Consider the following 23098-nt stretch of genomic DNA (forward strand, 5'->3'; position numbering starts at 1 on the left):
ATTCGCTCCTGCCCCGCCCCGCCCTCACCAACCCGTCGCTGCTGGCCGCGACGGTCACCGCGCTGATCGACCGCGCCGCCAGCCGCCAGGATCTCTGGCGCCTGCTCACCGACAGCTACACGGTCGACCTCGACGAGGTGGCGGCGGTGCTGCCGCGCCAGGAACCCGAGCCGGACTGGCTGCCGACGAAGCGGTGATCTCCTGCCGGAGCCTCACCCCGGCACCACCCGCAACACGTCTCCGCCCCGCACCTCCCCCGCTGCCACCACCTCGGCATAGATGCCGCAATCAGCGTGGCCGAGAGTCTTCTGCAACGCTTCCGGAATCGCGAGGTCGCGCTGGCCGGTGGCCGGATCGACGTTGGTGGCGGCGCAGCGCACGATGCGCTTGGTCACCTTCAGGCGCAGGCCCGCCTCGGTGACCAGCTCGGCCCCGACGAGGTCGAGTTCGGCGAAGGCCGGCAGCCCGGTGACGTGCAGGTTGCCGCGGAAGCGCAAGGGGTCCACCGGCGCCCCGACCCTAGCCTCGATCGCCGCCACGCTCGCCAGGTTGATGAGCGAGATGAAACCGCTGCGCGAATCGGTGAAGCGATAGCCCTCCGGCGCCGTCAGCACCTTCGGGGGACCACGCAGCTCCTTCGGGACGAAGCGGCGAAAGAACGCCTCGATGGCGAGCCGCCCCTCCCGCGTGCCGAGGTCGCCGCGCGCGGCCTCGCGGTCGCCGTCGTGGATCGACAGCACGCCCGTGGCGTCGTCATAGCGCGTCCGCAGGCGGGCCAGGGCCTCGTTGCGCATCAGCATCAGGTACTTGATCTTGGGCTGATGCACCGGCGCGGCGGGGTCGAAGCCGCTCGGGCCGTTCTCGATGGCAAAGAGCCGGTCGCCGGGAAAGTAGCGGCCGGCCTCGAGCGATGCCGAGGCCAGGGGTTCGGGCGAGAGGCCCTTCACCGGGTAGCGGTGGAGGGCGGTGACGGTGAGGGTGGCGCTGCTCATGCGCTCGTGGGTAGCGGGATTTGCGGCCGCTGGAAATCGCACCCGGAATGCGGCCGTCGAGCCATCCGCCCACCGCATGTCTCGCGCCCGGGAAATCCTGGTTCGGGCCCCTTGTGTTACCGATATGTCACACCACATGGGGAGGGCCGGCTGCTTCCTGAAAGGGCCGGCGCCCGGCGCGCGACCGACGCGCGGGGGCGAACCCTTCGGTCTCCCGATGCCTCCGCGTGAGGGCGGGTGGACCGGCCAAGGAGGAGCGAACGCATGAACTTCGAAAAATATACCGAGCGGGCGCGGGGCTTCGTGCAATCGGCGCAGGCGCTCGCCCTGCGCGAGGGCCATCCGCAACTGGCGCCGGCCCATGTGCTGAAGGTGCTGCTCGACGATCCCGAGGGCCTGTGCGCGGGCCTGATCGACCGGGCCGGCGGCCAGTCGCGCATCGCGCTCGCGCAGACCGAGGCGTGGCTTTCCAAGCAGCCGAAGGTCTCAGGAGCCGCCTCGCAGCCGCAGGCGACCCGTGAGCTGATGCGCCTGTTCGACACCGCGGAAAAAGCCGCCGAGAAGGCGGGCGATTCCTACGTCACGGTGGAGCGCCTGCTGCTGGCGCTCGCGGTCGAGAAGGACTCTGACGCGGGCAAGATCCTCAGCCAGGCCGGTGTCACGGCGGCCTCGCTCAACGCGGCCATCAATGCGCTGCGCAAGGGCCGCACCGCCGACAACGCCACCGCCGAGAACGCCTACGACGCGCTGAAGAAATATGCCCGCGACCTCACCGAGGCGGCCCGTGACGGCAAGCTCGACCCGGTGATCGGCCGCGACGAGGAGATCCGCCGCACCATCCAGGTTCTGTCGCGGCGCACCAAGAACAACCCGGTCCTCATCGGCGAGCCCGGCGTCGGCAAGACCGCCATCGTCGAGGGGCTGGCGTTGCGCATCGTCAACGGCGACGTGCCGGAGAGCTTGCGCGACAAGCAGCTGCTCGCCCTCGACATGGGCGCCCTGATCGCCGGCGCGAAGTATCGCGGCGAGTTCGAGGAACGTCTGAAGGGCGTGCTGTCCGAGGTGACGGCCGCGGAAGGCCAGATCATCCTGTTCATCGACGAGATGCACACCCTGGTCGGGGCCGGCAAGGCGGATGGGGCGATGGATGCCTCGAACCTCCTGAAGCCCGCGCTCGCCCGCGGCGAACTGCACTGCGTCGGCGCGACCACCCTCGACGAGTACCGCAAGCACGTCGAGAAGGACGCGGCGCTCGCCCGGCGCTTCCAGCCGGTCTTCGTCTCGGAGCCGACGGTCGAGGACACGGTCTCGATCCTGCGCGGCATCAAGGAGAAGTACGAGCAGCACCACAAGGTGCGGATCCAGGATTCGGCGCTGGTGGCGGCCGCGACCCTGTCGAACCGCTACATCACCGACCGCTTCCTGCCCGACAAGGCGATCGACCTCGTCGACGAGGCGGCGTCGCGCCTGCGCATGCAGGTCGATTCGAAGCCGGAGGAACTCGACAGCATCGACCGGGAGATCGTGCGCCTCAAGATCGAGGCCGAAGCCTTGAAGAAGGAGACCGATTCCGCCTCCCGCGATCGCCTGATGCGGCTGGAGAAGGAACTCGGCGATCTCGAGGAGCAATCGGCCGCGATCACCGCGCGCTGGAAGGCCGAGAAGGACAAGCTCGGCCGGGCGGCGGAGCTGAAGACGAAGCTCGACGCGGCGCGCAACGACCTCGCGGCGGCGCAGCGCCAGGGCCAGTATCAGAAGGCGGGCGAACTCGCCTACGGCATCATCCCGGGGCTCGAGCGGGAACTCGCCGAGATCGAGGCCCGCGGTGCCGACGGGTCCCGCGGCAACGGCTCGGGGATGATGGAGGAGGCGGTGACGCCGAGCCACATCGCCGGGGTCGTGTCGCGCTGGACCGGCGTGCCGGTCGACAAGATGCTGGAGGGCGAGCGCGAGAAGCTGCTCGGGATGGAGGCGGCGTTGGCCAAGCGCGTCGTCGGCCAGCACGAGGCGGTGGTGGCGGTGGCGACCGCCGTGCGGCGCGCCCGCGCCGGGTTGCAGGATCCGCACCGGCCGATCGGCTCGTTCATGTTCCTCGGCCCGACCGGCGTCGGCAAGACCGAACTCACGAAGGCGCTCGCCGGCTTCCTGTTCGACGACGACACCGCCCTCGTGCGGATCGACATGTCCGAGTACATGGAGAAGCATGCGGTGGCCCGCCTGATCGGCGCGCCTCCGGGCTATGTCGGCTACGAGGAGGGCGGGGCGCTGACGGAAGCCGTGCGGCGCCGACCCTACCAGGTCGTGCTGTTCGACGAGATCGAGAAGGCGCATCCGGACGTGTTCAACGTCCTGTTGCAGGTCCTCGACGATGGCAGGCTCACCGACGGGCAGGGGCGGACGGTCGACTTTCGCAATACGCTGATCGTCATGACGTCGAATCTCGGCTCCGAGTATCTGGTCAACCAGCCGGAGGGCCAGGATACCGACGTGGTGCGCGACGACGTGATGAATGTGGTCCGCTCGCATTTCCGGCCGGAATTCCTGAACCGGGTCGACGAGATCATCCTGTTCCACCGCCTTCAGCGGCAGGAGATGGGGGCGATCGTCGACATCCAGCTCGGGCGTCTCGCCAAGCTGCTCGAGGACCGCAAGATCACCCTCGACATCGAGCCCGACGCCCGCGCCTGGCTCGCCGAGAAGGGCTACGACTCGGCCTATGGCGCGCGCCCGCTCAAGCGCGTGATCCAGAAGGCGGTGCAGGACCCGCTCGCCGAGCAGATCCTCGCTGGCCGCGTCCATGACGGCGAGACGGTGCCGGTGCGCCTCGGCCCCGCCGGCCTGTTCATCGGCGACCAGCCGGTGGCGCCGGACGGGCGCCGGCCGGCGACGGCCCTGCTGAACTGACGGCCGTAGGGCCCGCCTTCTTCTCGGAGGCGGGCCGACTTTTCTCCGGTCAGGCCGATGTATCGACCCATCTGATCCCATCGGCCCAAGATGCTGACGCATCGGACCGATGAATCATCTCAGATTTTCGTTACTAAGCCAAAGGCTGAGCGGCAATCGGAGAACGGAACCAAAGGTCGTTTTCTTTCGACCGTTGGTATGATCCGACTCCGCGACCTCATCCTGAGGTACCGCGTCGCTGCTCTGCGGAGACTCGAATGGCCTCTCAGCAGCCGAGCTGCCGTGCCAAGTCCGCGAGATCCGACGCCGCATGATCGACTGGCACCCGGGGCCCCGTCTCGCCGGTGCCCGGGCCGCTCTCGTTAGGCCGCGCGATATGCGCGGTGGCAAGGCCGCAGGCCGCCGCCGCCGCGAGGTCGGAGGAGTGGGCGGCCACCATCATCACCTCGCCGGGTTGGAGCCGCAGGGCCTCGACGGCGCGCAGGTAGACGGCGGGCTTGGGCTTGTAGTCCTGGGCGAACTCGGCCCCGAGCACCGCGTCCCAGGGCAGGCGGTTGCGGCGGGAATGCGCGATGGCGAGGCGCACATGCGCGTTGGAACAGGGCGCCAGCAGGTACTTGTCGCGTAACCGGCCGAGCGCGTCCGGCACCTCGGGCCAGGCATCGAGCCGGTGCCAGGCGAGGACCAGTTCGCGCCGCGCCGCCTCCGGCACCGCATCGGCGAGGTTCAGGCCGGCCAACACGCCCTCCAGGCTCTCGCCGTGCAGGGTGTCGAGATCGGTATACGGCCGGGCACCCTGGCGGATCGGCTCCATGCCGGGCTGGTAGCGGTCGCGCCAGGCGCGCGCGAAGGCAGCACCGTCGAGATCGGACCGGAGCGGCGCCAGGATCCGCACCGCCTCCCGGGCCATGCCGCCATGCCAGTCGAGCAGGGTGCCGAAGACGTCGAAGATGAGGGCCTGGATCGCCATGGGGCCGCCTTCCGGATGCGGTTTCGTGTGTCGCCGGGGGTTATCGGCCGGGCAGCCCGCGCTTCAAGGCCACGCATCACCATCGGGTGAGCGGCACGCCTGCGCGGAGGGGATCCGACGGAAATTTACCATCCGTTAACGATGCCGTCAGAGCATGCCCGGCATGTCGATCGCCCGCAAATCACCCCCGATTCCCAAGCACGTCCCGGCTCCGCGCAACACAATCCTGCGCGACGAGATAGAAAACCTGCGGCAAAGATTCCGCTCCCGGCCGACGATGATCGAGGAATGGGAGCGGGATATGCAGCGAGATGATTCGGCTGAGATGGCCCTTGCGCGGCTGGCACAGTTGAAAGCCAGCGGCAAGCTGTAAAAATGACTTTCCCCGTCTCCGTGGGGGCATGACGCTTGCGTGTTCCATTCTCGCCACCATCCGCCTTGCCGAAGCCGGAACGGGCTTCATGGATGCAAAGGCGGAATGAATTGTCCGATACTTGACATCGAGTCGAACTTTTCAGTTCGATATTAGACATCCTTTGCGGCCAGCGCCGCTCCGGCAATTGCGCAAGCCAGCCTGACGGCGCCACGCTCCGGGCTTCGCTCGCGCGAGGCCGGAGGGCTCATGCGTCCCTTGCGCCGGAGGCCGCGAACCGGCCTTCAGCGCCGGCGGACGAAGCCGACGATGTCCTTCACGGCAGCGACGTTGGGAGCGGCGATCGCCTCGGCACGGGCCGCGCCGTCGGCCAGAACCGCATCGATATGGCCGGGATCGGCGACCAGGCGCTTCATCTCGGCGCCGATCGGCCCGAGCTTCGCCACCGCCAGATCGACCAGCGCGCCCTTGAAGGCCGAGAACTGGGCGCCGCCATATTCGCGCAGCACGTCCTCGCGGCTGGCATCGTTCAGCGCCGCGAAGATGCCCACGAGGTTGTCGGCCTCCGGCCGCTTCTCGAGGCCGGCGGTCTCGGAGGGGAGGGGCTCGGCGTCGGTCTTGGCCTTGCGGACTTTCTGGGCGATGGCGTCGGAATCGTCGGTCAGGTTGATGCGCGAATAATCGGAGGGATCCGACTTCGACATCTTCTTGGTGCCGTCACGCAAGCTCATCACCCGGGCGGCCGGCCCGCCGATCAGCGGCTCGGTCAGGGGGAAGAACGCCTCGCCATGGCCCTGCTCCGCGATCGTGCCCGCGAAGTCGTTGTTGAACTTCTGGGCGATGTCGCGGGTGAGTTCGAGATGCTGCTTCTGGTCCTCGCCCACCGGGACGTGGGTGGCGCGGTAGGCCAGGATATCGGCCGCCATCAGGACGGGATAGTCGTAGAGGCCGACGCTCGCATTCTCGCGGTCCTTGCCGGCCTTCTCCTTGAACTGCGTCATGCGGTTGAGCCAGCCGAGGCGGGCGACGCAGTTGAAGATCCAGGCCAGTTCCGCGTGCTGCGGCACCTGGCTCTGGTTGAACACCACCGAGCGGGCCGGATCGATGCCCGCCGCCAGGAACGCCGCGGTGACCTCCCGGATCTGCCGCGTCAGCTCGCCCGGATCCTGCCAGACCGTGATCGCATGCAGGTCGACGACGCAGTACAGGCACTCGAACTGCGCCTGCATGGCAACGAAGCGCTTGATCGCGCCGAGATAATTGCCGAGGTGCAGGTTCCCGGTCGGCTGGACCCCGGAGAAGACCAGTTCCTTGAAGGCGGGCATCGTGATCGTCGTCCCTTGGGTCCGTCGTCCCTTAGCCGAGGGCTGTCGCAATCCCGCGGGCGCGGCGTTCTGGACCGTTCCGGGAGGGGGGTCAAGCGCGAGCAATCAGGGGTGCAGGGCCACCGTATCACGCATCGCCCGCGCCCCCGACCGAGCCTGTCCCGTGGGGCAGAGATCGAGCACCGCGCACGCTCCGCAGGCCGGGTTGCGGTGGAAGCAGCAGCGCTGCCCATGCAGCATCAGCACCTCGTGGTTGTCGTAGAGGGCCTGCGCATCCCAGTCGGGCGGCAGCTGCGACCGCAGGATCGCGTGGGCGGGCCCGACATCGACCTTGGGGCCGATGAGACCGGTGCGTTGGGCGACACGGTGATGATGGCTGTCGACCGGCAGGGCCGGCATCCGCAAGCGGCTGAACGACAGCACCGCAGCACTGGTCTTCGGCCCGATGCCGGGGATCGCCTCGAGCCAGGCCCGTGCCTCCGGCACCGGCCACTCGCGCAAGAATGCGAGATCGAGGCTCCCGGCCCGTTCGCGCACCGCGCGCAGCACCGCCTGGATCCGCGGCGCCTTCAGCTCCGGCCAGGTCACGCCGGCGATCAGATCCTGAACCTCCCCGGTCGGCGCCGCGATCAGCGCCTCCCAGTCGTCGAAGCGCGCCCGCAGGGCCTTGAAGGCGCGGCCCGATTCGGCGTTGCGGGTGCGGTGGGAGAGGAGCGAGGACACCAGCTCGCTCACCGGATCGAGGTCGTGGAAATAGGCGATCGGGCAGCCATAGACCGCGCACAGGCGGCGGTGGATCGCCAGGGCCTTCTCGGCCAAGGTGCTCTCGGCCAAGGTGCTCTCGGGCAAGATGTTCTCGGTGACGACGGTCGGGGCGGGGCTCATGACGGGGGAATCGTCGGGACCTCGCGCCCGTTCCGCCTGCGGCACCGCGTCCCGTCTATGCCCGATCCGTCTTGCCGTCGTCGGTCTTGCGCTCGTGGCGCAGGAGCAGCGGGGTCTGGGCCAGCGCGAAGGCGATGGTGAGCGGCATGATGCCGAACACCTTGAAGCTGACCCAGAAATCGGTGGTCTGGGTGCGCCACACCACCTCGTTCACGCCTGCGAGAAAGAAGAAGAACAGGCCCCAGCGGAAGGTGAGCTTGCGCCATCCCTCCTGGGTCAGGTCGAACACGCTGTCGAGCACCAGCGCCAGGAGCGGTCGCCCAAAGGCAAGGCCGCCGAGCAGCACCGCCCCGAACAGGCTGTTCACGATGGTGGGCTTGAGCTTGATGAACACCTCGTCGCGCAGAAGCAGCGTCAAGCCGCCGAACACCACCACGACGATGCCGGAGACGAGCGGCATGATCGGCAGGCGCCGCACCCAGACATAATGGACCGCGAGGGCCACCAGGGTCGCGGCGATGAACAGCCCGGTCGCCACGAACAGGCGCTGATCGGCGGCAAAGCCGAACTTGTCGGCATAGGCGTTGCCCAAGAAGAACACCCCGAGCGGGCCGAGTTCCAGGGCGAGCTTGGCGAGGGGCGGCAGGTGGGTCTGCGGCGGGACGGCTTCGATGGGCATGGGGCGGGGGCGACGCTCCTGTTTCGCGCCGTGGGGGCGGCTCCTCCCGCGCAGGTGGGACCGTCCGATCCCCCACGCAACGGGATGCGAGGCCATAGACCGGCGCGGCCAATCCATCCATCCCCCGGGCGCGGCGCGGAGCCCGCCTACCGCGCCTCCGCCTCGGGCCGGAGCGCGGCGGTGCGGCGGCGCTCGCAGGCAACCTTCAGGTAGGTCTCGCGCCCCCGCACGAAACCGCTTTGTGCCGCCAGGGTCTCGCCCTGCATCAGGCAGGAGATGGGTGTGGGCGCGGGGGCCACTGCGACATCGAGCGCCGTCTCACGGGAGCAGTCCGGGGCCGCCAGGGTGCTGGCACAGACCAGGGCCACGGTGAGGAACTCCGCCATGCCACCTCCGTCGGCCGCTCGCGATCAGGGTCTGGCGGAGATCCGGGCCGGACGGATGGTCGCGCCGCACCGGTCGAGCGGAGCGATTCGCGTGCCAGTCTTGGACCAAGGTCTAATGCTGCGGCATGATGTTGCAATGCAGCATCAGATCGGCGGCCGGAGAGGCCGTCCTCGCATGGCGCTGGCGATCAGCCGGCACATCCCGGCCGGACCGAGATGCACTCGCGCGATCGGTCCCTCATCATCCAGTCTTCCAGCTCATGTCAGCCGTTGGCTTTGGTCCGAGATTGCGATTTCACTCATGTACTGCGCCGTCCAGCGATAAGAAATGCGCCGTGATCTTCGCGAAGAGGTCGACATGTCGCGCAAACAGCTGGATACAACCCTTGATTTCTTGAAGTCCATCGACGGCGCATCCAACCCGCTCGATGTATGCCGCAAGCTGCGTCCATTGCTCGACCGTTTGGGAATACAGAATTTCATGGCTGGAACAATCCCCAACCCGGGTGCCGACCAGCGACAGCAATTGTCCAATGTGTTGATCGATTTCTGGCCGCGCGAATGGACCAAACGATATTTTGCAAAAAACTACATCGCTCGGGATCCAGCCATTCGCCACCTGATGAATCAACCCAGTGAATTTCGGTGGGAGGACCTGAAACCACTATGCAGATCCGACACGACGGCCCAGATGATCATGGACGAAGCCGCGGATTTTCGCCTGCGCCAAGGCATAACGATCCCTTTGCTGACGATCGAGGGGGATATTGCCGGGTTTTCCTTTGCCGGGGAGAAGCTGGACATATCCCCGGAAGACCTCGGCATGCTCCGTCTGGTCGCGACCTACGCCTTCGGCCGCCTTCTCCTGATCCGCGAAACGCCCGGCACGGGCGTGTCCCTGGCCCCGCGCGAGAGGGAGGCGCTGCAATGGGCCTCGGAGGGCAAGAGCGAATGGGAGATCGGCATGATCATGGGGATCTCCGAGCACGGCGCCGAGAAGCATCTGCGCAATGCCCGCGCGAAGCTCGGCGTCTCGAGCCGCGTCCATGCCGTCGCCCAGGGCATCCGGCTTGGATTGATCGTCTGATCCCGCCGCGTCGTCAGACAGCGGTATTCGAGGGCGCTCCTAGAGAAGCTTCGATTTTGCCGCATTTTCTACGACGAACCGGTATCCATTTCGTCGGAAAATGCTTTAGCTGACGCGCATGACGCTTTGCCACCGCGCCGTTGATGGCACAGCGGGCCGTCATGACAAGGTACGCGGTTGCGTACTGCCGCACATCGCAGCCGGGTGCTGAAATGATTCCGCCATTTCAGGAACCCGGCCATGATCTCCATCGTCACGTCAGCCAATATCCGCAGCTTCGCATCCGAGATGGAACAGGCGTACCGCCTGAGACATCAGGTCTTCGTCACCGAAATGGGCTGGAAGGACATCGAGAGGCAGGATGGAAGGGAGATCGACCAGTTCGACGACCAGCATGCCGTGCACATGCTGGCGACGGACCGTGGCGAAGTCCTGGGCTACCAGCGGATGCTGCCGACGACGCGACCCTACCTGCTGACGGAGGTGCTGCCGCAACTCTGCGACGGACCGGCGCCACGGGCCCCGCAGATCTGGGAATGGACGCGCTACTGCGTCAAGCAGGGGCATCGCGACCGCGGCCGGATGCTGAGCCCGATCGGCAGCGCCCTGCTGACGGGGATCGTGGAGTGGGGACTGGCCCGCGGGATCGATCAGATCGTGATCGAGATGAACCCGTTATGGCTCCTCCGGCTGGTGCAGCTGCATTTCCGGGTCACGCCGCTCGGCATCCCGCAGATCGTCGGCACCCAGGAAACCGTCGCGGTGACCGCCGCCTTCGACGAGCGGACCCTGGAGCGCCTGCGGACCGTGCGCGGCAGCGACGAGCCGGTGATCCGGGACGACGCCCTCGCCGATCGGCGGCTCGTCGGCTGAACAGATGTCGCGAAGCCGGCTGGCGGGGTTGAGGCCCGGCGGATCATGCGTGGGCCTGCCGACGCCAGCCTGTCGGGCATCACCAGTTCGTCGAAGCCATGCGTCGCGCCAACGCTCCGTCCGACGGTCGATCGCGCCCGCGCCGTCAACCGTCGGACACGCCCGGTTCGCCATCCCACTCGACGCCATCCCGCCGCGCGCCGTCCCACTCCGCCTCCACCCCCTGCGCCGCGAGCGAGAGGATCAGGCGCGCCACCCGGATCGGACCGCGGGCGGCGTGATCGACCGAAAGGCAGCCAGGATCGCCTGCCCGCCCGGCAGCGGCGCATCGTCCGGCGCCGGCTCCACCACGGCCACGACCCGGCCCGCCTGCGCGGAACTGAGCAGCGAATCGAATGGGCATTGCAGGATCGAACAGATCTTCCACAGCAGCCCGGCGCCGACATGATCCTGCCCCAGCTCGCATTTCATGATCTGGTGATCCGAAACACCGACCAGATCGCCAGGCTTCAGCCGCGACGCTCCGCGATCCCAGCGGGCCGCCCGCATTTTCGCCCGATCGCGCGCTTCGCGGCGAGATCATCGATATCTATATTGTCGCCGATCAATTTTTTATTCCCCATATGAATATGCCAACATCTCTCTGTCGATAAAGTATGGCGCGATCGGCGCCCCTATCATATTTTCCCGACAGACCATAATAAAGGCGCCGGGGCCATGCCGAATTTCACTCAGGTCAGTTTTGACCTGCTCTCGAAAATAAAGAAAAGCACAGATACAGCTCAAATTTGCTCGATCCTTGAAGACGCTTCACACATCTTTGGATACGAGACGTTCGTCATCGCCGAGGCACCGCTGAAATCCCATGATAATTTGCAGGACCGGCTGATGCTCGGGCGACTGCCGGCACAATGGTCCGAGCGTTACGAGGAGTGCGGCTACATCCACCACGACCCCGTCGTCGCCCATACGCGGCGGATGAACGGCCTGTTCCGATGGTCGGAGGCGCCGGTCGGCCGCGACGAGCGCCTGGCCCGAACCATCATGGGGGAGGCGTCCGAGATCGGGCTGCGCGACGGCTACTGCATCCCGATCCAGGACCTGACCTGCACGCGGATCGTGTCGTTCGGCGGGGCGCATCTCGATCTGCCGGACCAGGCAGTGTCCGGGCTGCACATGCTGGGCATCTACGCCGACCTCGCGGTCCGGGACCTCGCCGTCCGGGCCCCGCTGCGACGGCGGGTGCTCTTGCCGGGAGCGCCGCGCTGCTCGCCGCGCGAGATCGAGTGCATCAAGTGGGCCGCCGCCGGCAAGACCGGCTGGGAGACCTCCGAGATCCTGTCGCTGTCGCACCGCACCGTCGAAAGTTATCTCAACACGGCGGCGCAGAAGCTGGGGGCGACCAACCGCGCCCATCTCGTGGCGCAGGCCTTGCGCCACGGCCTCATCGAGTGACGGGCCTCGCCGGTCGCCGGAGGGCGCCGGCCGACGCGGCAACCGTAGAATCACGGGGTATCACAACCGCCGACGAATGCCGTATCGGGCTGGGCCGCCTCGCCCTGAGGCCCGCCGCACAGGCCCCGGCCGAGCCGGGTCCGGGACCGACGGCCCTGAGTTTTGTGCCTTGACGAGACAGGCGCAAACACGGTTTATGTCGCCCCGGACGCCCGCGTTTTGTCAGATCGGGCAGACGTTTGCGCCTCCCAGCCGGTGTAGCACAGCGGTAGTGCAGCGGTTTTGTAAACCGAAGGTCGGGGGTTCGATCCCCTCCGCCGGCACCAACCCACCCGGATCGTCCGCCCCCGGGCGGCGATGACCATCGAGGCGCGATGATCCGTTCGCCCCGCTCCGTCCGCCCGATCCTGCTCGCCCTGCCATTGCTGCTCGCGGCATCGACCGGCCGGGCCGAGGCTGCCGACGAAGCGGCGCCGCATCGCCGTCCGGTGGCGGTGGTGGCCGATCGCAGCCTCGCGGTGGCACCGGGCGCGGTGCTGCGGGTCTTCGCCTCGGCCGACCTCGATCAGCGCCACCCGGAGGTCACCCGGGCGGTGATCGTGCTCCATGGCCGCCTGCGCGACGCCGACACGTACTACGGGTCCACCCTGGCCGCCCGCGAGGCGGCCGGCGCCGCGGGGACCGGGGCGCTCCTGATCGTGCCGCAATTCCTCGCAACGGTCGACTGGGAGGGGCACGGCCTGCCGCCGGACGTTCTGCACTGGACGCTCGAAGGCTGGCAGGGCGGAGAGGACGCGCTCGGGCCCAGGCCCCTCAGCTCCTTCGACGCGCTCGACGCGATCCTGGCCCGGCTCGGCGACCGGACCCGCTTCCCGAACCTCTCGCGCATCGTCGTCGCCGGGCATTCCGGCGGCGGGCAGGTGGCGCAGCGCTACGCGGTCCTGTCGCGGGCCGGCGACGCCCTGGCGCGGCAGGGCGTGCGGGTGAGCTATGTCGTCGCCAATCCGAGCAGCTACGCCTATTTCACGCCCGAGCGGCCGGGCCCGACCGCCGGTTGCCCCGGCTACGACCGCTGGAAATACGGCATGCAGGATCTGCCGCGCTACGCCGCCGGGGCCGACCCTCGGGCCCTGGAAGCGGCCTATGTCGCCCGGCCGGTGACCTACCTGCTCGGCGCCCGGGACACCGACCCGGACCATCCCGCCCTCGACCGGAGCTGCATGGCGGAGGCGCAGGGCCCCTTCCGCCTCGCCCGCGGCGAAGCCTATTGGGCAGCCCTGAAGGCCCGGCATCCCACGATGGAGCAGCCCCTGCACGTGGTGCCGGGCGTCGGCCACAATGGCGGCCGGATGCTCGGCTCGGCCTGCGGGGTCGCCGCCCTGTTCGACGCGCCGGGCTGCGGCGACACCGCTGGCCCGGTTCGTGCCAGCGAGCGCGGCGTGACAACGAGGTAACGCAGCAGCATGCCCGCACTTCCGAAGATCGCCTTCATCGGCACTGGCGGCACCCTCTCGTCGGTGGGCCGCGACACGCTCGACATCCTCGACTACACCGCCACCGGCGAGCGCCTGGAGGCGGACGAGATTCTGGCCAGGGTGCCGGAGGCCGCGACCATCGCCGAGGTGGTGCCGGTGCGCTACCGGTCGGTGACGAGCCCCGGGATCGGCTTCTCGGATTGGCGCACCCTGGTCCTGCACTGCGAGCGGCTGGTGGCGGAGCATCCGGACCTCGCCGGCATCGTGATCGGGCACGGCACCGCCACCCTGGAGGAGACCGCCTACGCGCTGAGCCTCACCCTCACCGTCGCGGTGCCGGTGGTGGTGGTGGGCTCGCAGCGGCCGATCAGCGCCCTGTCGAGCGATGCCCCCCTCAACCTCGTCGCCGCCCTGCGGACCGCCGCCGCGCCGGAGTCCCGCGGGCGCGGCGTCCTGGTGGTGCTCAACGACGAGATCCAGGCCGCCCGCGAGGTGACCAAGACCTCGGTCGCCCGGCTCCAGACCTTCCGGACGCCGGATTTCGGCGTGCTCGGCCAGGTCGACGGGCCGCATGTGCGCTATTATCGCAGGGCCGAGCGCCGGCACGCTCCCGGCACGCCGTTCGACATCCGGGCCCTCGACGCGCTGCCGCGGGTCGACATCTCCTATTCGTATGCCGATGCCGATGGAACGGCCGTGCGGGCCTTCGCGGCGGCGGGCGCGCAGGGCATCGTCTCGGCGGGGCTCGCCCCCGGCATGACCCCGCCGGCGGAGGCCGATGCCTTGAGGGACGCGGTGGCCGCCGGCATCGCCGTGGTGCAGTCGACCCGGGCCGGGAGCGGCGTGGTGCCGGAGACGAAGCGCCTCGCCGATCTCGGCGTCCTCAGCGCCGACAACCTGACGCCGCAGAAGGCCCGCATCCTGCTGGCGCTGGCCCTCACGGTGACGCGCGATCCCGCGGGCCTGCGGGAGATCTTCGCGACCTACTGACCATCGCGCGCGGGACCGACGGCCTCACGCCGACTGGCGATTGCCAGGCGCGCGGGCGCTGCTTAGGCTCCTGTCGCTAGGCCCGACGACTGCCCCCGCGGGTCGGGCCGGCGGCAGGTCGGGCCGGCGCAGTCTGAACACCTCCGTCAGTGCCCGACCTGCACGGGGGCCGAGAAGGTCCGGGTGCGAGCCCCCGGGGGAGACGACGCCCGATGGTGCGCCTGAACGAGATCCGGGCCGGCGAGGTCGCGGTCGAGCCGCCCGCCGCGACCGATGCCGGCCTCGTGTTCATCGGCCGCCTCCGCACCCCCTGGACCGATCGCCTCGGCTGCCCGCGCCAGGGGCGGCCCGACGGGCCGGCGTGCCGGATCGAGGTGTTCCCCCCCTGGCGCGAGGCCCTCGACGGCGTGGCCCTCTACGAGCGCCTGGAGGTGCTGTACTGGCTCGACCGCTCGCGGCGCGACCTGGTGCGTCAGAGCCCGGCCAGCGACGGCCTCACCCGGGGAACCTTCTCGCTGCGCTCGCCAGTACGGCCGAATCCGATCGGCACCAGCATCGTCCGGCTGATCGGGGTCGAGGACGGGATCCTGCACGTGCGCGGGCTCGACTGCCTCGACGGCACGCCGCTCCTCGACATCAAGCCCGACCGCACCCTGTTCACGCCCCTGGCGCCGCCGCAGGCCGGTGACGCGGAGACAGGCGACGCGGAGACGGGCGACGCATGACGATCGTCGGCGCGCTCCTTCTCATCCTGACGTTCGCCGGATCACCGGCCCGGGCCGCCGAGGCGACGCCCCTGCCGATGCAGGAGGTGGCGCCGGGCGTCTTCGTCTATGCCGCGCCCTACGCGCTGGCCGGGCGCGGCAACGACGGCGCCATCGCCAATGTCGGCTTCGTCATCGGGCGCGAGGCGGTGGCGGTGATCGATACCGGCGGCAGCCTGCGGGCGGGGGAACGCCTGCGGGCGGCGCTGCGGCAACGCACCGCCCTGCCGGTCCGCTACGTGATCAACACCCACGTCCATCCCGACCACGTGCTGGGCAACGCCGCCTTCGCCACGGAGGGCACGACCTTCGTCGGCCACCGCGCCCTGCCGGAAGCCCTGGCGGCGCGGGCGCAGGACTACCTGCGGGCCAATGCCGACCTCGTCGGACCCGACTTCGCCGGCACCCGGATCGTGCCGCCGACCCTGCTGGTCTCGACGACCCTCGACCTCGACCTCGGCGGCCGGGTGCTGCATCTCGACGCCTGGCCGACGGCCCATACCAACAGCGACCTGACCGTCCGCGACGAGGGCACCGACACCTGGTTCCTCGGCGACCTGCTGTTCGTCGGCCACGTGCCGGCGCTCGACGGGCGGCTCACCGGCTGGATCGCGACCTTGCGCGCCCTGCGGGCGCGGCCCGCCGCCCGGGTGGTGCCCGGCCACGGTCCCGCCGCACTCCCCTGGCCTGCCGCGGCCGGGCCGATCGACCGCTACCTCGCGACCCTGGAGGCCCAGGTGCGGGCGATGGTGCGGGACGGCACGCCGATCGGCGAGGCCGGCCGGGCCGCGCGAGGGGAGGCGGGGGACTGGGCCCTGTTCGATGATTTCAACGCCCGGAACGCCACCACGGCCTACCAGGAATTGGAATGGGAATAGTCGACGACTTACGGTTAGGTGCGTCCCGTGAGTGAAGATCGTTCGTCGACCAACAACGCCGAGCACAAACCCTTGATATTGCACGGCACAATGTCAATGCTGCGGGGCAGCATGCACGGGTGGGTAACGCGGTATATACCTTAGTTATGGATTTGGGGGTGGGGCAGGGGCGCCCTGCCGCAGGCTGGTGTGTTGACGGCGCCACGATTTCTCTTAGAGTTCCTTCAAGCTTCGGTTTCAACGGTGCCGCCAAGGGGAGTGCGGTGTCCGGTTCGCAGACACGGCAGGGCTCTTCCGGGCCCGTTTCGCGCCAGGTTCGCTGGCCGCCGGTTGTGACACGCTGCCGAGGCGAAGCCATCCCCAAACGCTAACAACAGGAACGGTCTGTAGCGCCCTAATCCAAGGACGCACGGCGGAATTTCCCTGTCGGAGGAATCCATGAGAGCGGTCCATCTTCTTGCGGTGAGCGCGGGCATCCTCGGCGCCGTTCCGGCGCTGGCGAACGAAGACGTGCTGAAGCGCACGGCCAATCCGGCCGAGCAGGTCTTGCAGACCCTTGACTACGCCAATACCCGCTACTCGAAGCTCGACCAGATCAACACCGGCAACGTCAACAAGCTGCAGGTGGCCTGGACCTTCTCGACCGGCGTGCTGCGCGGTCACGAGGGCGCCCCGCTGGTCGTCGGCGACGTGATGTTCGTGCACACGCCGTTCCCGAACATCGTCTATGCGCTCGACCTCAACCAGGAGGGCAAGATCCTCTGGAAGTACGAGCCGAAGCAGGATCCGAACGTCATCCCGGTGATGTGCTGCGACACGGTGAACCGTGGCCTGGCCTATGCCGACGGCGCGATCTTCCTGCACCAGGCCGACACCACCATCGTGTCGCTCGACGCCAAGACCGGCAAGGTGAACTGGTCGGTGCAGAACGGCGATCCGAAGATCGGCGAGACCAACACCGCCACCGTGATGCCGGTGAAGGACAAGCTGATCGTCGGCATCTCGGGCGCCGAGTACGGCATCCGCGGCCACATCACCGCCTACGACCTCAAGACCGGCAAGCAGGCGTGGCGCGCCTACAACGTCGGCCCTGACGCCGAGATGAAGATCGACCCGGAGAAGACCACCGAGCTCGGCAAGCCGGTCGGCAAGGACTCGTCGATCAAGACCTGGGAAGGCGACCAGTGGAAGACCGGCGGCGCCTCGACCTGGGGCTGGTATTCCTACGACCCGAAGCTGAACCTGGTCTATTACGGCACCGGTAACCCCTCGACCTGGAACCCGAAGCAGCGCCCGGGCGACAACAAGTGGTCGATGACGATCTTCGCCCGTGACGCCGATACCGGCATGGCGAAGTGGGTCTACCAGATGACCCCCCACGACGAGTGGGACTACGACGGCATCAACGAGATGATCCTCACGGATCAGAAGATCGACGGCAAGGAGCGCCCGCTCCTGACCCACTTCGATCGTAACGGCTTCGGCTACACGCTCGATCGCGCCACCGGCGAGCTGCTCGTCGCCGAGAAGTACGATCCGGCGGTGAACTGGGCCACCAAGGTCGATCAGGACAAGTCCTCGAAGACCTACGGCCGTCCGCTCGTCGTCGCCAAGTACTCGACCGACCAGAACGGCGAGGACACCAACTCCAAGGGCATCTGCCCGGCGGCGCTCGGTTCCAAGGACCAGCAGCCGGCGGCCTACTCGCCCAAGACCAACCTGTTCTACGTGCCGACCAACCATGTCTGCATGGACTACGAGCCGTTCCGGGTGAGCTACACCCCGGGCCAGCCCTATGTCGGTGCGACCTTGTCGATGTACCCGGCGCCCAACAGCCATGGCGGCATGGGCAACTTCATCGCCTGGGACAACGTCGCCGGCAAGATCAAGTGGTCGGTGCCTGAGCAGTTCTCGGTGTGGTCGGGCGCTCTCGCCACCGCCGGCGACGTGGTGTTCTACGGCACGCTCGAAGGCTACCTGAAGGCGGTCGACGCCAAGACGGGCAAGGAACTCTACAAGTTCAAGACCCCGTCGGGCATCATCGGCAACGTGATGACCTACCAGCACAAGGGCAAGCAGCAGATCGCCGTCCTGTCGGGCGTCGGCGGCTGGGCGGGCATCGGTCTCGCGGCCGGTCTCACCGACCCGAATGCCGGTCTCGGCGCGGTCGGCGGCTACGCGGCCCTGTCGAGCTACACCAACCTCGGCGGTCAGCTGACCGTCTTCACCCTGCCGAACTAACCCTCGGCGGGTGGGACAGAAGGCTGGCACGACAGCCTCTCAGACCTAAGTCCGGGCCGGCGCGGGTATCCGCGCCGGCCTCCTTATGATTAGATTATCATCAGGGCTGCGGGACGCCGGCTTTGGCGGCAGCTCAATGATATCCAGGGAGAAGCGTCCTTTGCGTCACCTCAGCAACGCTGTCCTGCGGCCGTTGGCGGCCGGCCTCGCCCTAGCAGCCATATCGTTGGTTGCCGTACATGCTGAGGATGCCAAGAAAGCCGATCCGAAGCCGGATCCGGCCCTCGCCAATCAGCTCAACCCCAACGACAAGACCGCCGAGCCCGACGAGAAGCTGCTCGCCAAGGACGCCGCCGTGAAGGTGGAGGACGGCAAGTACTTCGACGCCTCCGGCGCGCCGACCTTCCATATCACCGATAACGGCAAGAAGGTCGACTGGTACACCTACTCGGGCTACCGCCGCTACCACGCCGAGTGCCATGTCTGCCATGGCCCGGACGGCATGGGATCGACTTACGCCCCCGCCCTCAAGGATTCGCTGAAGTATCTCTCCTACGAGGAGTTCGTCGGCATCGTCGTGGGCGGCAAGCAGGACGTGAACTCGTCGACCCAGAAGGTCATGCCGGCCTTCGGCGACAACAAGAACGTCACCTGCTACATGGACGATCTCTACGTCTACCTGAAGGCGCGGGCCGCCGGCGCGATGGGCCGGATCCGGCCGGGCGAGAAGGAAGACAAGCCGGACGCGGCGCGCAAGCAGGAGAAGGAGTGCCTGGGCGGCTGATGACGCGGGCACCTCTCACGATCCTCGTCCTGGCGGCCGGCCTCGCGCTGGCCGCACCAGTGCGTGCGCAGTCCCTGCCGGACCTCGTCACGCCCGATACCCTGCGGGTCTGCGCCGATCCCGGCAACATGCCGTTCTCGGAGCGGCAGGGCGACGGATTCGAGAACCGCATCGCGGCGATCATCGCCGACGAGCTGAAGGTGAAGCTGCGCTACTACTGGCTGACGCAAGGGCCGGGCTTCGTGCGCAACACCCTCGGCACCGGCCTGTGCGACGTCATCATCGGCTCGGCCTTCGGCAGCGAGCTGGTGCAGAGCACCAACCCCTATTACCGCTCGGCCTATGTCCTCGTGTCGCGCCGCGGCACTGTCGACGGGCTGACCGGGCTCGACGACCCGCGCCTGAGGGCCAAAGCGATCGGGGTGATCGTCGGCACGCCGCCGGTCGAGCGGATGGGCGCCGTCGGCCTGGTGCCGACCATGAAGCCCTATCCGCCCTACCAGTTCGACCCGGCGCGCCCGCACCAGACCGTCACGGCCGAGATTGTCGCCGACGTCGCCTCGGGCAAGCTCGACGCCGCGGTCCTGTGGGGCCCCGCCGCGGGCTGGCTCGCCAAACAGGCCGGCGCCCTCGACGTCGTGCCGCTGTTGCGCGAGCCCGACCGGCCGCCGCTCGCCTACCGCATCGCCATGGGCGTGCGGCACGGCGAGAACGAGTGGAAGCGAGTGCTCAACAACGTCCTGCGCAAGCGCCGGACGGAGATCGAGGCGGTGCTGCGCGACTACGGGGTGCCGCTCCTCGACGAGGACGAGAACCGGCTGCTGCCGGCGGATCCGAAGCCGTGAGGCGGGGGCTCGCGGTGGCGGCCCTGGTGCTGGCCGCGAGCCTCGCACGGGCCGCTGCCCCGCCGGAGCCCGACGGGTATCGCCAGGAGGATTATCGCTCTCCGACGCCCGCGACCCTGCACGGCGCCGAGACGGTCACCACGCCGGAGGCCGAGCGGCTGTGGCGGGCGGGCGCCGCCTTCGTCGACGTGCTGCCGCGCCCGCCCCGGCCCACGACCTTGCCGCCCGGCACGATCTGGCGCGACGCGCCGCACGACAGCATCCCGCGCGCCCATTGGCTGCCCAATACCGGCTTCGGCGTCCTGGCGCCGCCAACGGAGGCGTATTTTCGGGATGGTCTCGCGGCAGCGACTGACGGCCATTTTGACACGCCGCTCGTGGTGTTCTGCCAGCGGAACTGCTGGATGTCGTGGAACGCCGCCAAGCGCGCCCTCGCACTGGGCTACGGGCATGTCTACTGGTACCCGGACGGGACCGACGGCTGGGGCGAGGCCGGCCTGCCCCTCGAAAGGCTCAACCCCGCGGCGCCGTGACCCCGCTCCCAGCCCGCGGCATGCGGGCGAGCGTGAGAACCGGGAGCGGCCTCATGATTTTTGGACGGTCGCCTGTACGGCCACACGTCGTCTCGCTCGCGACCGACCTCCTGTCGCACGGTCAGCACGGCGGACTGGCGTCTTCAGCGTCACCGGGCCGCCGGGATCATCGTCAAGGCGCCATGCTTTGAAAGGGTGCTCGCGCCCGCGACCAGGATTCGGCTCGGTTCGGGTCGTCAAGACATTGGTCTTGAGATCGAACTGATAAGCCACGACAACCTCATCGACTTCCCGCCGCCGCAGGTCACCCACGCACACGAAGCCCTCGCCGGGATCCTGGTCGGCCGGGAGGATCAGCGTGCGAGCGTGAGCCGTGCCGTCTGCCAGGGCATAGGGTGTCGGCACGACGTACATCTTGCGATCACGCACCTGAATATCGCCGTAGCTTCCGACACCCCGAAAGTTCTTGTTTTCATGTTTGTAGGAAGTATCGACACTCAAAAAATTGCCGTGACAAATCACCAGATCAAGCAGCGGATAAGAGTTGCCGTCGGGATTTTTGGGATAGCGGCCGAACACATAGTAGACAGTGCGCTCGCCATGCCCACCACGTGGAACTTGGCTATTGCAATCGAAATTATTATTTCGACCGGGATACCCCAGAGCTTTCAGTTCAAATCCGTCCAGAGCGTCAACCAGCCAGAAATCCGGATAGGAGATACGGCCTGGTATCTCTGCCTGCATGCCTAATTCATCGAGTCGGTCGACGAACCAGTTCTGGAAATGAAACTCTTTTTCGTTGCGCCCCTCCCTGACAATCAGTTTGCCGGCACGCATGGCCTCAACGCACTGCTTAAAAACTTCGGCCACTTTCATCGTCCCACTTTCAGTTCTCAGCTTGATGTGAGGTCCAGATGAAGCCGATCGATGATGGGCTCGACGTGACTGGCATGGGCGTCCAGCAGGGCGAGGGCGTCCTCACGTGACGCGGCGACGGATAGCGGCCGAAGGAGCTGCGCCATGACGATGATCCGCACGTCATTGCGGCTCAAGCGTCGCCCGGCCGTCCGCAATCGCTCGACCTGGTGGACGATGACTGGCGTCACCGTCGTCCACAGGTCGCCGTTCCAGGCGTGTCGCTCCAGGGTATGCAGCTTGCGGCACACCACCAGGATATCGAGGTCGATCGGCTCCTTGGCTTGCCGCTTGGGGGTTGCGACCGACATTTCGGCCTTGACCGGGTGTGCGGCCACGATGCCGAACCCCGCCGTCATCAGGGCTGCCAGGATCGAGCGCCAGCCCTCGGTGCGGGAGTGGTGATAGGAGAACACCAGCAACCCATCATCCTTGAGCACACGATGACATTCCTGCCAGACCGCGCCGAGACGGTCACGGAAGACGCTTTCCTCGCTGTGCTGGACCTCCTGATCGGCCCGCGTGGTTGAGGACGTCCGAAAGCCGTCCGCGCCGAGGATGTGCCGCTGCCAGACGTGGAAGAAGTCGGCCAGTTGCGAGTAATGCACGTTGTCGAAGAACGGCGGATCCGTGAGCACGGCATCCACCGAACGGTCAGCCAGATCGGTGCTGCCGGAGTTACCGCACGAGACATAGACCTGTTTGCCCGAGACAAAGTCTGCGAAGTGCTCTGCCCCCTCGAAACCGAGCGGATCGGAGAGGCCATAGACCTTTTCTGTCTTACCGTCCGCCATCACCCGCTGCTCGAACGGTTTTTCAGCGTAGTCGAGCGCGCGCAGGATCCGGCTTTCAAACATCGTCGAGAAAGAGCCGGAGCTTTTTGGAGTTCCCCATAGATTGGCCTCCAGGGGCGTGCGCTCCGGCTTCAGGATATGATGCGAAAACATATGGCGAACGGCACCTGTGCCCTCGCCCTTGTACGAGGCAAACATGTTATTGAATTCTAAGGCACCGGAAAACAGGCAGGTGAACAGGTCGCGCAAGGCCGGAGATCGGATGCCACGGATGGATTCGCCAAGAAGAGCCAGGCCAAGCAATTGGCGAGCATTGAAGAGCTGATGCCAATACCGGTAATTGTAGTTCATGGCCTGGTTGGTGTTGTAACCTTCCTCGATCGCCACAATCGGATAGGGGTTTTTGAGCGTGGCGAGTTCCGCCTCGGCCATTCTGTAGAGGGCATGATCGTCGGCGTCGGCGCGAAGGTACTCTTTGCGCCCATCGGGCATCAGCACCAGCTTGGCGTACAGACGATGGTCCGGCGGGGTGTCGCCGTTGCGCACCGTTTTCGCGATGCTGAATCCATGCGTGCAGCAGGGGCAGGTGGCACGCTGGCCGCGCGCCGGACCGGATGAGGGATCAAATCCCTTCCCGCAGTTCGTGCATCGGGCATTGGTTGCATCGAAGCGCACCCGGTTGACCTCGCCGCAAGACGGGCAGGTGGCGCGCGCATCCGGGTTGCGTTTGGCGTAGGCGTGCTGAGCGAACACCCGCGAGGAAAACAGGTCCACCGCCGTCTCACAGACGGGGCACGGCACGTGTTTGACCCAGAAATAGTACAGCACCGGCACGGTCCGGCCGTCCGGCAGCCGGGCCTGGTAGAACCGTCGCAGCCGGTCGGCCACGGCCTGCTCAAGCGCCGAGAAGGTCGCCAGCACCTCGTCCCGGCGGTGCACCGCCAAGGCGT

The 23098-nt window shown here is 67.6% G+C and carries 22 protein-coding genes, 1 tRNA gene and 1 pseudogene; 15 read left to right on the forward strand and 9 right to left on the reverse strand.

The window, feature by feature from the left end; all coding sequences use genetic code 11:
* The coding region (locus VP06_RS37180) for a hypothetical protein (RefSeq protein WP_063928391.1) at nt 1-197 on the forward strand (197 nt) is incomplete at its 5' end.
* A 15-nt stretch (nt 198-212) separates the two neighbouring features.
* Here the strand turns inward: VP06_RS37180 and VP06_RS14285 are convergent.
* Nucleotides 213-992 carry an MOSC domain-containing protein gene (locus tag VP06_RS14285; RefSeq protein ID WP_048464447.1) on the reverse strand — a complete coding sequence of 260 codons (780 nt, stop codon included), beginning with the start codon at nt 990-992 and terminating at the stop codon, nt 213-215.
* A gap of 264 nt (nt 993-1256) precedes the next feature.
* Between VP06_RS14285 and clpB the strand changes: the two genes are divergently transcribed.
* On the forward strand, nt 1257-3896 hold the full coding sequence (gene clpB / locus VP06_RS14290; protein ID WP_048464448.1) for an ATP-dependent chaperone ClpB: 2640 nt from the start codon (nt 1257-1259) through the stop codon (nt 3894-3896).
* Between the two features lie 265 nt (nt 3897-4161).
* Here clpB and VP06_RS14295 read toward each other — a convergent pair whose 3' ends face one another.
* Nucleotides 4162-4866 carry a haloacid dehalogenase type II gene (locus VP06_RS14295; RefSeq protein ID WP_048464449.1) on the reverse strand — a complete coding sequence of 235 codons (705 nt, stop codon included), beginning with the start codon at nt 4864-4866 and terminating at the stop codon, nt 4162-4164.
* 163 nt (nt 4867-5029) lie between these two features.
* Here VP06_RS14295 and VP06_RS14300 point away from each other — a divergent pair, with 163 nt between their 5' ends.
* Entirely contained in the window at nt 5030-5239 is a 210-nt protein-coding gene (locus VP06_RS14300; RefSeq protein WP_156295598.1) for a hypothetical protein, read from the forward strand.
* A gap of 284 nt (nt 5240-5523) precedes the next feature.
* Here VP06_RS14300 and trpS read toward each other — a convergent pair whose 3' ends face one another.
* From trpS to VP06_RS14320, 4 genes are all read right to left on the reverse strand, one after another.
* On the reverse strand, nt 5524-6564 hold the full coding sequence (gene trpS / locus VP06_RS14305; protein ID WP_048464451.1) for a tryptophan--tRNA ligase: 1041 nt from the start codon (nt 6562-6564) through the stop codon (nt 5524-5526).
* A 105-nt stretch (nt 6565-6669) separates the two neighbouring features.
* Nucleotides 6670-7449, reverse strand: a complete 780-nt coding sequence (locus tag VP06_RS14310) for an endonuclease III domain-containing protein (protein ID WP_082167387.1) — start codon at nt 7447-7449, stop codon at nt 6670-6672.
* Nucleotides 7450-7504: 55 nt separating this feature from the next.
* On the reverse strand, nt 7505-8128 hold the full coding sequence (locus VP06_RS14315; protein WP_048464452.1) for a septation protein A: 624 nt from the start codon (nt 8126-8128) through the stop codon (nt 7505-7507).
* Between the two features lie 146 nt (nt 8129-8274).
* Nucleotides 8275-8514, reverse strand: coding sequence for a hypothetical protein (locus tag VP06_RS14320; protein WP_048464453.1), 240 nt, complete (start codon nt 8512-8514; stop codon nt 8275-8277).
* A 358-nt stretch (nt 8515-8872) separates the two neighbouring features.
* Between VP06_RS14320 and VP06_RS14325 the strand changes: the two genes are divergently transcribed.
* Together VP06_RS14325 and VP06_RS14330 are read left to right on the forward strand one after the other, a co-directional pair.
* Nucleotides 8873-9601 (forward strand): LuxR family transcriptional regulator, encoded by a 729-nt coding sequence (locus tag VP06_RS14325; RefSeq protein ID WP_048464468.1) that lies wholly within the window; start codon nt 8873-8875, stop codon nt 9599-9601.
* A 240-nt stretch (nt 9602-9841) separates the two neighbouring features.
* Nucleotides 9842-10474, forward strand: coding sequence for an acyl-homoserine-lactone synthase (locus tag VP06_RS14330; protein ID WP_048464454.1), 633 nt, complete (start codon nt 9842-9844; stop codon nt 10472-10474).
* A 243-nt stretch (nt 10475-10717) separates the two neighbouring features.
* On the opposite strand, the gene VP06_RS14335 is transcribed toward VP06_RS14330, so the two are convergent.
* The gene (locus tag VP06_RS14335; protein ID WP_048464455.1) at nt 10718-11023 is read right to left on the reverse strand and encodes a hypothetical protein; all 306 of its coding nucleotides are present in this window, start codon (nt 11021-11023) and stop codon (nt 10718-10720) included.
* Nucleotides 11024-11191: 168 nt separating this feature from the next.
* On the opposite strand from VP06_RS14335, the gene VP06_RS14340 reads away from it, so the two are divergent.
* From VP06_RS14340 to VP06_RS14385, 10 genes are all read left to right on the forward strand, one after another.
* Nucleotides 11192-11929: a LuxR family transcriptional regulator gene (locus tag VP06_RS14340; protein WP_048464456.1), complete on the forward strand. Its 738-nt coding sequence runs from the start codon at nt 11192-11194 to the stop codon at nt 11927-11929.
* Nucleotides 11930-12180: 251 nt separating this feature from the next.
* Nucleotides 12181-12255, forward strand: a tRNA-Thr gene (locus tag VP06_RS14345).
* Nucleotides 12256-12303: 48 nt separating this feature from the next.
* Nucleotides 12304-13383: a lipoprotein gene (locus VP06_RS14350; RefSeq protein WP_048464457.1), complete on the forward strand. Its 1080-nt coding sequence runs from the start codon at nt 12304-12306 to the stop codon at nt 13381-13383.
* Between the two features lie 9 nt (nt 13384-13392).
* Nucleotides 13393-14394 carry an asparaginase gene (locus VP06_RS14355; protein ID WP_048464458.1) on the forward strand — a complete coding sequence of 334 codons (1002 nt, stop codon included), beginning with the start codon at nt 13393-13395 and terminating at the stop codon, nt 14392-14394.
* Nucleotides 14395-14606: 212 nt separating this feature from the next.
* The gene (gene tsaA / locus VP06_RS14360; RefSeq protein ID WP_048464459.1) at nt 14607-15119 is read left to right on the forward strand and encodes a tRNA (N6-threonylcarbamoyladenosine(37)-N6)-methyltransferase TrmO; all 513 of its coding nucleotides are present in this window, start codon (nt 14607-14609) and stop codon (nt 15117-15119) included.
* Nucleotides 15116-16036: a quinoprotein relay system zinc metallohydrolase 2 gene (locus VP06_RS14365; protein WP_048464460.1), complete on the forward strand. Its 921-nt coding sequence runs from the start codon at nt 15116-15118 to the stop codon at nt 16034-16036. The genes tsaA and VP06_RS14365 overlap by 4 nt, the downstream gene beginning before the upstream one ends.
* Before the next feature lie 438 nt (nt 16037-16474).
* Nucleotides 16475-18277 (forward strand): lanthanide-dependent methanol dehydrogenase XoxF5, encoded by a 1803-nt coding sequence (xoxF5, locus tag VP06_RS14370; protein ID WP_048464461.1) that lies wholly within the window; start codon nt 16475-16477, stop codon nt 18275-18277.
* 136 nt (nt 18278-18413) lie between these two features.
* Nucleotides 18414-19061, forward strand: a complete 648-nt coding sequence (locus tag VP06_RS14375; RefSeq protein ID WP_197093208.1) for a c-type cytochrome, methanol metabolism-related — start codon at nt 18414-18416, stop codon at nt 19059-19061.
* On the forward strand, nt 19061-19906 hold the full coding sequence (gene xoxJ, locus VP06_RS14380; RefSeq protein ID WP_048464463.1) for a rare earth element methanol dehydrogenase accessory protein XoxJ: 846 nt from the start codon (nt 19061-19063) through the stop codon (nt 19904-19906). Before VP06_RS14375 ends, xoxJ begins: the two co-directional genes overlap by 1 nt.
* Nucleotides 19903-20439, forward strand: coding sequence for a PQQ-dependent catabolism-associated CXXCW motif protein (locus VP06_RS14385; RefSeq protein WP_048464464.1), 537 nt, complete (start codon nt 19903-19905; stop codon nt 20437-20439). Before xoxJ ends, VP06_RS14385 begins: the two co-directional genes overlap by 4 nt.
* A 51-nt stretch (nt 20440-20490) precedes the next feature.
* Here the strand turns inward: VP06_RS14385 and VP06_RS37185 are convergent, their stop codons facing one another.
* Entirely contained in the window at nt 20491-21315 is an 825-nt protein-coding gene (locus VP06_RS37185) for a hypothetical protein (protein WP_197093209.1), read from the reverse strand.
* 17 nt (nt 21316-21332) lie between these two features.
* Nucleotides 21333-23098, reverse strand: a pseudogene (locus VP06_RS14395) (hypothetical protein); the annotation flags it as partial.

Source organism: Methylobacterium aquaticum (assembly GCF_001043915.1).
In the GTDB taxonomy this organism is placed as follows: domain Bacteria; phylum Pseudomonadota; class Alphaproteobacteria; order Rhizobiales; family Beijerinckiaceae; genus Methylobacterium; species Methylobacterium aquaticum.

Excerpts from the sequence above, each read along its gene's own strand:
- VP06_RS14285 (WP_048464447.1), bottom strand. The coding sequence starts at position 992 with ATGAGCAGCGCCACCCTCACCGTCACCGCCCTCCACCGCTACCCGGTG.
- clpB (WP_048464448.1), top strand. The coding sequence starts at position 1,257 with ATGAACTTCGAAAAATATACCGAGCGGGCGCGGGGCTTCGTGCAATCG.
- VP06_RS14295 (WP_048464449.1), bottom strand. The coding sequence starts at position 4,866 with ATGGCGATCCAGGCCCTCATCTTCGACGTCTTCGGCACCCTGCTCGAC.
- VP06_RS14300 (WP_156295598.1), top strand. The coding sequence starts at position 5,030 with ATGTCGATCGCCCGCAAATCACCCCCGATTCCCAAGCACGTCCCGGCT.
- trpS (WP_048464451.1), bottom strand. The coding sequence starts at position 6,564 with ATGCCCGCCTTCAAGGAACTGGTCTTCTCCGGGGTCCAGCCGACCGGG.
- VP06_RS14310 (WP_082167387.1), bottom strand. The coding sequence starts at position 7,449 with ATGAGCCCCGCCCCGACCGTCGTCACCGAGAACATCTTGCCCGAGAGC.
- VP06_RS14315 (WP_048464452.1), bottom strand. The coding sequence starts at position 8,128 with ATGCCCATCGAAGCCGTCCCGCCGCAGACCCACCTGCCGCCCCTCGCC.
- VP06_RS14320 (WP_048464453.1), bottom strand. The coding sequence starts at position 8,514 with ATGGCGGAGTTCCTCACCGTGGCCCTGGTCTGTGCCAGCACCCTGGCG.
- VP06_RS14325 (WP_048464468.1), top strand. The coding sequence starts at position 8,873 with ATGTCGCGCAAACAGCTGGATACAACCCTTGATTTCTTGAAGTCCATC.
- VP06_RS14330 (WP_048464454.1), top strand. The coding sequence starts at position 9,842 with ATGATCTCCATCGTCACGTCAGCCAATATCCGCAGCTTCGCATCCGAG.
- VP06_RS14335 (WP_048464455.1), bottom strand. The coding sequence starts at position 11,023 with ATGCGGGCGGCCCGCTGGGATCGCGGAGCGTCGCGGCTGAAGCCTGGC.
- VP06_RS14340 (WP_048464456.1), top strand. The coding sequence starts at position 11,192 with ATGCCGAATTTCACTCAGGTCAGTTTTGACCTGCTCTCGAAAATAAAG.
- VP06_RS14350 (WP_048464457.1), top strand. The coding sequence starts at position 12,304 with ATGATCCGTTCGCCCCGCTCCGTCCGCCCGATCCTGCTCGCCCTGCCA.
- VP06_RS14355 (WP_048464458.1), top strand. The coding sequence starts at position 13,393 with ATGCCCGCACTTCCGAAGATCGCCTTCATCGGCACTGGCGGCACCCTC.
- tsaA (WP_048464459.1), top strand. The coding sequence starts at position 14,607 with ATGGTGCGCCTGAACGAGATCCGGGCCGGCGAGGTCGCGGTCGAGCCG.
- VP06_RS14365 (WP_048464460.1), top strand. The coding sequence starts at position 15,116 with ATGACGATCGTCGGCGCGCTCCTTCTCATCCTGACGTTCGCCGGATCA.
- xoxF5 (WP_048464461.1), top strand. The coding sequence starts at position 16,475 with ATGAGAGCGGTCCATCTTCTTGCGGTGAGCGCGGGCATCCTCGGCGCC.
- VP06_RS14375 (WP_197093208.1), top strand. The coding sequence starts at position 18,414 with ATGATATCCAGGGAGAAGCGTCCTTTGCGTCACCTCAGCAACGCTGTC.
- xoxJ (WP_048464463.1), top strand. The coding sequence starts at position 19,061 with ATGACGCGGGCACCTCTCACGATCCTCGTCCTGGCGGCCGGCCTCGCG.
- VP06_RS37185 (WP_197093209.1), bottom strand. The coding sequence starts at position 21,315 with ATGAAAGTGGCCGAAGTTTTTAAGCAGTGCGTTGAGGCCATGCGTGCC.